The organism is Streptomyces calvus, from assembly GCF_006782915.1.
GTDB classification, from domain to species: Bacteria; Actinomycetota; Actinomycetes; order Streptomycetales; family Streptomycetaceae; genus Streptomyces; species Streptomyces calvus.
Genome location: NZ_VCNP01000029.1, coordinates 69,300 through 76,268, shown reverse-complemented (window position 1 = coordinate 76,268; position 6,969 = coordinate 69,300). Strand labels below are relative to the sequence as shown.

The following is a 6,969-nucleotide window of genomic DNA, read 5'->3' as shown; positions in this document are numbered from 1 at the left end:
CCTCAGGCGCGACAGCGACCCGCCCCGGGCCGCAGCCGGACCCACCGTCCTCAGGCGCGACAGCGACCCGCCCCGGGCCGCAGCCGGACCCACCGTCCTCAGGCGCGACAGCAACCCGCCCCGGGCCGCAGCCAGACCCACCGTCCTCAGGCGCGACAGCGACCCACCCCGGGCCGCAGCCGGACCCACCGTCCTCAGGCGCGACAGCAACCCGCCCCGGGCCGCAGCCAGACCCACCGGCCCCCAGGTGCGACAGCGACCCACCGAAGCCGCGGTCACGCGCAGGCGACCCGCCGGAGCCGCAGTGCACGCACAGAGGCCCCAGGCGCGCCGGCAACCCCCATCGGAGCCGCGGCCACACCCAGGGCCTCACACCCGGTCAGTCCCGGGTCAGTCCTTGATCTCGCAGATCGCCGCGCCGGAGGTGATCGACGCCCCCACCTCCGCGGTCAGCCCCTTGATCGTGCCCGACCGGTGCGCGTTGATGGGCTGCTCCATCTTCATGGCCTCCAGGACGACGACCAGGTCGCCCTCCTTGACCTCCTGCCCCTCCTCCACGGCGATCTTCACGATCGTGCCCTGCATCGGCGAGGCCAGCGTGTCACCGGAAGCCACCGGACCGGACTTCTTCGCCGCCCGCCGCTTCGGCTTCGCGCCCGCCGCCAGCCCCGTACGGGCCAGCGACATGCCCAGCGACACGGGCAGGGAGACCTCGAGACGCTTGCCGCCGACCTCGACGACGACCGTCTCCCGGCCGGCCTCCTCCTCCGCCTCCGTGTCCACGGCCGCGGCGAACGGCTTGATGTCGTTGACGAACTCCGTCTCGATCCACCGCGTGTGCACCGTGAACGGCTCGCTCGACCCGCCGAGTTCCGGAGCGAACGCCGGGTCCTTCACCACCGCGCGGTGGAACGGGATCGCCGTGGCCATCCCCTCGACCTGGAACTCCGCCAGCGCACGCGCCGCCCGCTCCAGGGCCTCCTTGCGGGTGCGCCCGGTGACGATCAGCTTCGCCAGCAGCGAGTCCCACGCGGGACCGATCACGCTGCCCGACTCCACGCCCGCGTCCAGCCGCACACCCGGCCCCGACGGCGCGTCGAACCTGGTCACCGTGCCCGGCGCGGGCAGGAAGTTCCGTCCCGGGTCCTCACCGTTGATGCGGAACTCGAACGAGTGACCCCGGAGCACCGGGTCGTCGTACCCCAGCTCCTCGCCGTCCGCGATGCGGAACATCTCCCGCACCAGGTCGATGCCCGCGACCTCCTCGGTCACCGGGTGCTCCACCTGCAGACGCGTGTTGACCTCCAGGAAGGAGATCGTCCCGTCCAGGCCGACGAGGAACTCGACGGTGCCGGCACCGACGTAGCCGGCCTCCTTCAGGATGGCCTTCGACGCCCGGTACAGCTCGGCGACCTGCGCCTCGGAGAGGAACGGCGCCGGGGCCTCCTCGACCAGCTTCTGGTGCCGCCGCTGCAGCGAGCAGTCACGGGTGGAGACGACGACCACGTTGCCGTGCTGGTCCGCCAGGCACTGGGTCTCCACGTGCCGAGGCTTGTCCAGGTAACGCTCGACGAAGCACTCGCCGCGCCCGAAGGCGGCGACGGCCTCACGCACCGCCGAGTCGTACAGCTCCGGCACCTCTTCCAGCGTCCGGGCCACCTTCAGGCCACGGCCGCCACCACCGAACGCCGCCTTGATGGCGATCGGCAGGCCGTGCTCCTTGGCGAAGGCGACGACCTCGTCGGCACCGCTCACCGGGTCGGGCGTACCGGCCACCAGTGGCGCACCGGCGCGCTGGGCGATGTGCCGGGCGGCGACCTTGTCGCCGAGGTCGCGGATGGCCTGCGGCGGCGGGCCGATCCAGATCAGGCCCGCGTCCAGCACCGCCTGCGCGAACTCGGCGTTCTCGGAGAGGAAGCCGTAGCCGGGGTGGACGGCGTCGGCGCCCGACTCACGCGCGGCCTTCAGCACCTTCTCCATGTCGAGGTAACTGGTGGCCGGAGTGTCACCGCCCAGAGCGAACGCCTCATCCGCCGCGCGGACATGCAGAGCGTCCCGGTCCGGGTCGGCGTAAACGGCAACGCTCGCGATTCCGGCATCCCGGCAGGCCCGGGCCACGCGGACAGCGATTTCGCCACGGTTGGCGATGAGCACCTTGCGCACGATTGAGGCTCCCTCCTTGAAACAAGCCGAGTTTAGGGACTGCCGACACGGCACTTCGACCCGTCCCCTCTGGTGAGCTTGCCCACACGGAGCGTGATACGAGGCTTGCTCGACCCGGGAAATCCCTTGTCGTACCTGGGTACGCAGGACTCCTCCGGGAAACCCTAGCCGCCCCATGTGGTCAAGGTCTCTGTGAGAGCGTGCTGCGGCCCACTCCGTTTCTTTGTGGAGTCCCTACGAATGGCCCAATGATTCTTTGCCGTCCGCAGGCCCCTTGTCCCCAGGTTTACCCGTTAGTAGCGTTCGCGTCGGCCCGAACATACTCGGGGTAACCACAGTCGTGCTCGGAAGTGGGTGGGGACCGGTGGTGCGCAGACCGGTGGCTTGGGTGCTGGCGCTGGTGCTCTTCGCGGAGGCGCTCGGCGTCGCGGCGCTGAACTGGTTCCTGGGCACGGTCGTCGACCGGCAGGACATGTCGCTGGCCGGCCTCGACCCGCACCTGATGTCCGTGTCCTCGAAGATCGGCGGGATCGTCTTCGGGCTCTACTTCGCCCTGTGCGGCCTGGTGGCCCTGCTCGTCGCCCTGCGGGACCGGGCGCCGGCCGGCCTCGGCCGGGTGCTGCTGGTCAGCGCCGCGGTGGTGCACGGGCTGCTGGGCGCGTTCGTGTGGGGGCTGGTCGGCCGGGCCGCGTTCCTGTTCATGGTGGCGGTGCTGGGGCTCGTCGTCCTGCTGCTGGTGACGTACGACGGCCGCTCCGACGAGCCGGCCGGGCCCGCCGGCACCGCGCCCGAGGGCGGCCCCGGCGGCGACGGCTCCCCGCTCACGCCTCCCGCGGCGCCCACAGCTCCGTGATGCCCACGCCCAGCTCGGCCAGCAGCCGGCGGACCAGGGGCAGGCTGATGCCGATGACGTTGCCGTGGTCGCCGTCGATGCCGTCGATGAACGGGGCCGAACGGCCGTCCAGGGTGAACGCCCCGGCGACATGGAGGGGTTCACCCGAGGAGACGTACGCGGCGACCTCCTCGTCGGTGGGGTCGCCGAAGCGGACGACCGTGGAGGCGGTGGCGGAGGCGTAGCGGCCGCTGACGGTGTCGTAGACGCAGTGGCCGGTCTGCAGCGTGCCCGCGCGGCCGCGCATGGCCTTCCAGCGTGCGGTGGCCTCCGCGGCGTCCGCGGGCTTGCCGAGGGCCTGGCCGTCCAGTTCCAGGACCGAGTCGCAGCCGATCACCAGCGCGCCCTTCACCTCGGGCTTGGCGGCGACCACGGAGGCCTTGGCCTCGGCGAGCGCGAGCGCCAGTTCGGCGGGCGTGGGAGCGGTGACGGCGTCCTCGTCGACCCCGCTGACGATCACCTCGGGATCGAGGCCCGCCTGGCGGAGCAGTCCGAGCCGGGCGGGGGACTGGGAGGCGAGCACGAGTCGGCGGCGCGGCTGATCTGTCATGCGGTCAGCGTATCGACGTCGCCCGGATGCCTCACCTCTCACCTCACGCCGATCACCAGCATCGAGAGCACCATGGCCAGTGCCACGAGAACGCCGAGCCGCCGCAGCTTCTCCTGCATGTCCCGCAGTTCCTCGGGCGGCTCGTTCTCGGGGTCGGACCACAGCATGCCCCCAGCCTGCGGCCGGGCCGGGGCACGGTGCCTGAGTACGGGTACTCAACTTGGGGCGCGGGTGTGCGGCGGCCGGGGCGCGGGTGTGCGGCGCCGCGGGGCCGCGGGGCCGCGCGGCGGGCCCGGTCCCGCGCCCCTTGAGGCGGTCAGCCCGGCCAGTACGTGCGGCTCCAGGACGCCGGCCCCGGCTGGGGCAGGCGGTGGGCGGCGATGCGGGACGGGTCGGACCAGGCGTCACGGGGAGCGGGCGCGCCGGACGGCACGGCGGACGCCGCCGCGGCGCGTGCGCGAACCACCGCCAGTGCGGCGGCCAGCTCCTCCGGGGTCGGGTTGCCCCTTACGACCTTGATCACAGCGGCTCCTTACGGGTCCTCTCAGGGCCTTGCACGGGTTCACCGGGGTGCTTCGGCCCCTTGCACGGGTGGCAGGTCCTACAGGGGGATGTTGCCGTGCTTCTTCGGAGGCAGGGATTCCCGCTTGGTGCGCAGCTGACGCAGGCCCCGGACGATGTGCCGGCGGGTGTCCGACGGCATGATCACGGCGTCGACGTAGCCGCGCTCGGCCGCGACGTACGGGTTGAGGAGCGTGTCCTCGTACTCGCGCATCAGCCGGGCGCGGGTCTCCTCGGGATCGTCCGACTCGGCGATGGTGCGGCGGTGCAGGATGTTGACGGCACCCTGCGCGCCCATCACCGCGATCTGGGCCGTCGGCCAGGCCAGGTTGAGGTCGGCGCCCAGGTGCTTGGAGCCCATCACGTCGTAGGCGCCGCCGAAGGCCTTGCGGGTGATGACGGTGATCAGCGGGACGGTCGCCTCGGCGTAGGCGTAGATCAGCTTGGCGCCGCGGCGGATGATGCCGTCGTGCTCCTGGTCCACGCCGGGCAGGAAGCCGGGGACGTCGACGAAGGTGATCACCGGGACGTTGAAGGCGTCGCAGGTGCGGACGAAGCGGGCCGCCTTCTCGGACGCGGTGATGTCCAGACAGCCGGCGAACTGCATCGGCTGGTTGGCGACGATGCCGACCGGGCGGCCCTCGACCCGGCCGAAGCCGGTGAGGATGTTCGGCGCGAACAGCGGCTGCGTCTCGAAGAACTCGCCGTCGTCGAGGACGTGCTCGATGACGGTGTGCATGTCGTACGGCTGGTTCGCCGAGTCCGGGACGATCGTGTCGAGCTCGCGGTCCTCGTCGGTGACCGTCAGGTCCGCCTCCTCCGGGAAGACCGGAGGCTCGGAGAGGTTGTTGGAGGGCAGGTACGACAGGAGCTGCTTGACGTACTCGATGGCGTCCTTCTCGTCGCCGGCCATGTGGTGGGCCACGCCCGAGGCGGTGTTGTGCGTGCGGGCGCCGCCGAGCTCCTCGAAGCCGACGTCCTCACCGGTGACCGTCTTGATGACGTCCGGGCCGGTGATGAACATGTGGGACGTCTGGTCGACCATGATCGTGAAGTCGGTGATGGCGGGCGAGTAGACCGCGCCGCCCGCGCAGGGGCCGACGACCAGGCTGATCTGCGGGATCACGCCGGAGGCGTGGGTGTTGCGGCGGAAGATCTCGCCGTACGCGCCCAGCGAGGCCACGCCCTCCTGGATGCGGGCCCCGCCGGAGTCGTTGATGCCGATGACCGGGCAGCCGGTCTTCAGCGCGAAGTCCATGACCTTGACGATCTTCTGGCCGTAGACCTCGCCGAGAGCCCCGCCGAAGACGGTGAAGTCCTGCGAGAACACGGCGACCGGGCGGCCGTCGACGGTGCCGTAGCCGGTGACGACGCCGTCACCGTAGGGGCGGTTGGCGTCGAGGCCGAAGTTGGTGGAGCGGTGCCGGGCGAACTCGTCCAGTTCGACGAAGGAACCCTCGTCGAGCAGAAGATCGATCCGCTCACGAGCCGTCAGCTTGCCCTTGGCGTGCTGCTTTTCGACGGCGCGTGCGGAGCCGGCGTGCGTCGCCTCTTCGATACGACGCTGGAGATCCGCGAGCTTGCCCGCGGTGGTGTGGATGTCAGGCTGCTGCTCTTCCGGCTCGGACATCGGGATGCGGCTCCCTGCCTGCTCAAAAGGGGGGACGGTTACTCATCCGTAGCGTAGTGGGGGGCCTCCGCTTCGGCAGTGCGGCGTTTCCCACACCTAGGGTGGCTTGCATGACGCCGCGAGATGCATCAGAGCCGTACGGGAACCGCTGGTCCGACCTGGAGCGCCCGCCGCTCAACGTGAACGCGTTGCGGCGGGGGCTGGTGCGGCAGGGGTCGCTGTGGTCGCAGGTGGACGTGGTGCAGCGGACCGGGTCCACGAACTCCGACCTGGTGGCGCGGGCCGTCTCCGGGGCGGCGGCCGAGGGGGCCGTGCTCGTCGCCGAGGAGCAGACCGCCGGGCGGGGGCGGCTCGACCGGCAGTGGAGCGCGCCCGCCCGGTCCGGGCTGTTCTTCTCGGTGCTGCTGACGCCCCGGGAAGTGCCGGTGGACCGGTGGGGGTGGCTGCCGTTGCTGACGGGCGTCGCGGTGGCCACCGGGCTGTCCCGGGCGGCCGGCGTCGACACGGCGCTGAAATGGCCCAACGACGTGCTGGTGACGGTGGGCGGAGAGGAACGCAAGGCCGGCGGGATCCTCGCGGAGGGCGCAGGTGAGGGCGCGGTCGTGGTCGGCGTCGGCGTGAACGTGAGCCTGCGCGCGGAGGAGCTGCCGGTGCCGACGGCGGGGTCGCTGGCGTTGGCCGGCGCGGTGAGCACGGACCGGGATCCGCTGCTGCGAGGGGTGCTGCGGGCGCTGGAGGAGTGGTACGGGCGGTGGCGGGCCGCCGGTGGGGACGCGGGGGCGTGCGGGCTGCAGGAGACGTACGCGGCGGGGTGCGCGACGCTCGGGCGGGTGGTGCGGGCCGAGCTGCCGGGGGACAAGGCGCTGGTGGGGGAGGCGGTCGCGGTGGACGGGGACGGGCGGCTGGTGCTGGCGACGCGGGAAGGGGTGCAGGAGCCGGTGGGGGCGGGGGACATCGTGCATCTGCGGCCGGCTGGGTGACGGGGTGGTGGGGGTGTGTTGCGGGGGTGCGGGCGTGCAGGGGTGCGGGGGTGCAGGGGTGCGGGGGTGTGGCGGTGGGGCCTGCGGCTCTATGTGGGGGCGGTGGGTGTGTGAGGGCGGCGGGTGTCTGCGGGGCGGTGGGTGTCTGAGGGGTGGGTGTCTGAGGGGTGGTGGGGTGCGCGTAGCGCCGGTG

Annotated in this window: 7 protein-coding genes; 2 read left to right on the top strand and 5 right to left on the bottom strand. The window is 72.0% G+C overall.

Translation table 11 applies throughout. The features are described 5' to 3' along the window. Positions 1–390 precede the first annotated feature (390 nt). The gene (locus FGW31_RS12555) at positions 391–2,163 is read right to left on the bottom strand and encodes an acetyl/propionyl/methylcrotonyl-CoA carboxylase subunit alpha (protein ID WP_142193499.1); all 1,773 of its coding nucleotides are present in this window, start codon (positions 2,161–2,163) and stop codon (positions 391–393) included. A gap of 379 nt (positions 2,164–2,542) precedes the next feature. Here FGW31_RS12555 and FGW31_RS12550 point away from each other — a divergent pair, with 379 nt between their 5' ends. After that, the gene (locus tag FGW31_RS12550; RefSeq protein ID WP_182675321.1) at positions 2,543–3,016 is read left to right on the top strand and encodes a hypothetical protein; all 474 of its coding nucleotides are present in this window, start codon (positions 2,543–2,545) and stop codon (positions 3,014–3,016) included. Here the strand turns inward: FGW31_RS12550 and FGW31_RS12545 are convergent. From FGW31_RS12545 to FGW31_RS12535, 4 genes are all read right to left on the bottom strand, one after another. Beyond that, the gene (locus FGW31_RS12545; protein WP_142193497.1) at positions 2,985–3,605 is read right to left on the bottom strand and encodes a Maf family protein; all 621 of its coding nucleotides are present in this window, start codon (positions 3,603–3,605) and stop codon (positions 2,985–2,987) included. The genes FGW31_RS12550 and FGW31_RS12545 overlap by 32 nt on opposite strands. Positions 3,606–3,643: 38 nt before the next feature. Continuing rightward, positions 3,644–3,772, bottom strand: a complete 129-nt coding sequence (mmpB, locus tag FGW31_RS35945; RefSeq protein WP_259396629.1) for a morphogenic membrane protein MmpB — start codon at positions 3,770–3,772, stop codon at positions 3,644–3,646. Between the two features lie 149 nt (positions 3,773–3,921). Beyond that, a complete protein-coding gene (locus FGW31_RS12540; protein WP_142193496.1) occupies positions 3,922–4,128 on the bottom strand; it encodes an acyl-CoA carboxylase subunit epsilon in 207 nt (68 codons plus the stop codon). 78 nt (positions 4,129–4,206) lie between these two features. Then, a complete protein-coding gene (locus FGW31_RS12535; protein ID WP_142193495.1) occupies positions 4,207–5,796 on the bottom strand; it encodes an acyl-CoA carboxylase subunit beta in 1,590 nt (529 codons plus the stop codon). Between the two features lie 110 nt (positions 5,797–5,906). Here FGW31_RS12535 and FGW31_RS12530 point away from each other — a divergent pair, with 110 nt between their 5' ends. After that, positions 5,907–6,776, top strand: a complete 870-nt coding sequence (locus FGW31_RS12530; RefSeq protein WP_142193494.1) for a biotin--[acetyl-CoA-carboxylase] ligase — start codon at positions 5,907–5,909, stop codon at positions 6,774–6,776. Positions 6,777–6,969: the final 193 nt, after the last annotated feature.

Coding starts and splice junctions, on each gene's coding strand:
- FGW31_RS12530 (WP_142193494.1), top strand. CDS start 5,907: ATGACGCCGCGAGATGCATCAGAGCCGTACGGGAACCGCTGGTCCGAC.
- FGW31_RS12545 (WP_142193497.1), bottom strand. CDS start 3,605: ATGACAGATCAGCCGCGCCGCCGACTCGTGCTCGCCTCCCAGTCCCCC.
- FGW31_RS12535 (WP_142193495.1), bottom strand. CDS start 5,796: ATGTCCGAGCCGGAAGAGCAGCAGCCTGACATCCACACCACCGCGGGC.
- mmpB (WP_259396629.1), bottom strand. CDS start 3,772: ATGCTGTGGTCCGACCCCGAGAACGAGCCGCCCGAGGAACTGCGGGAC.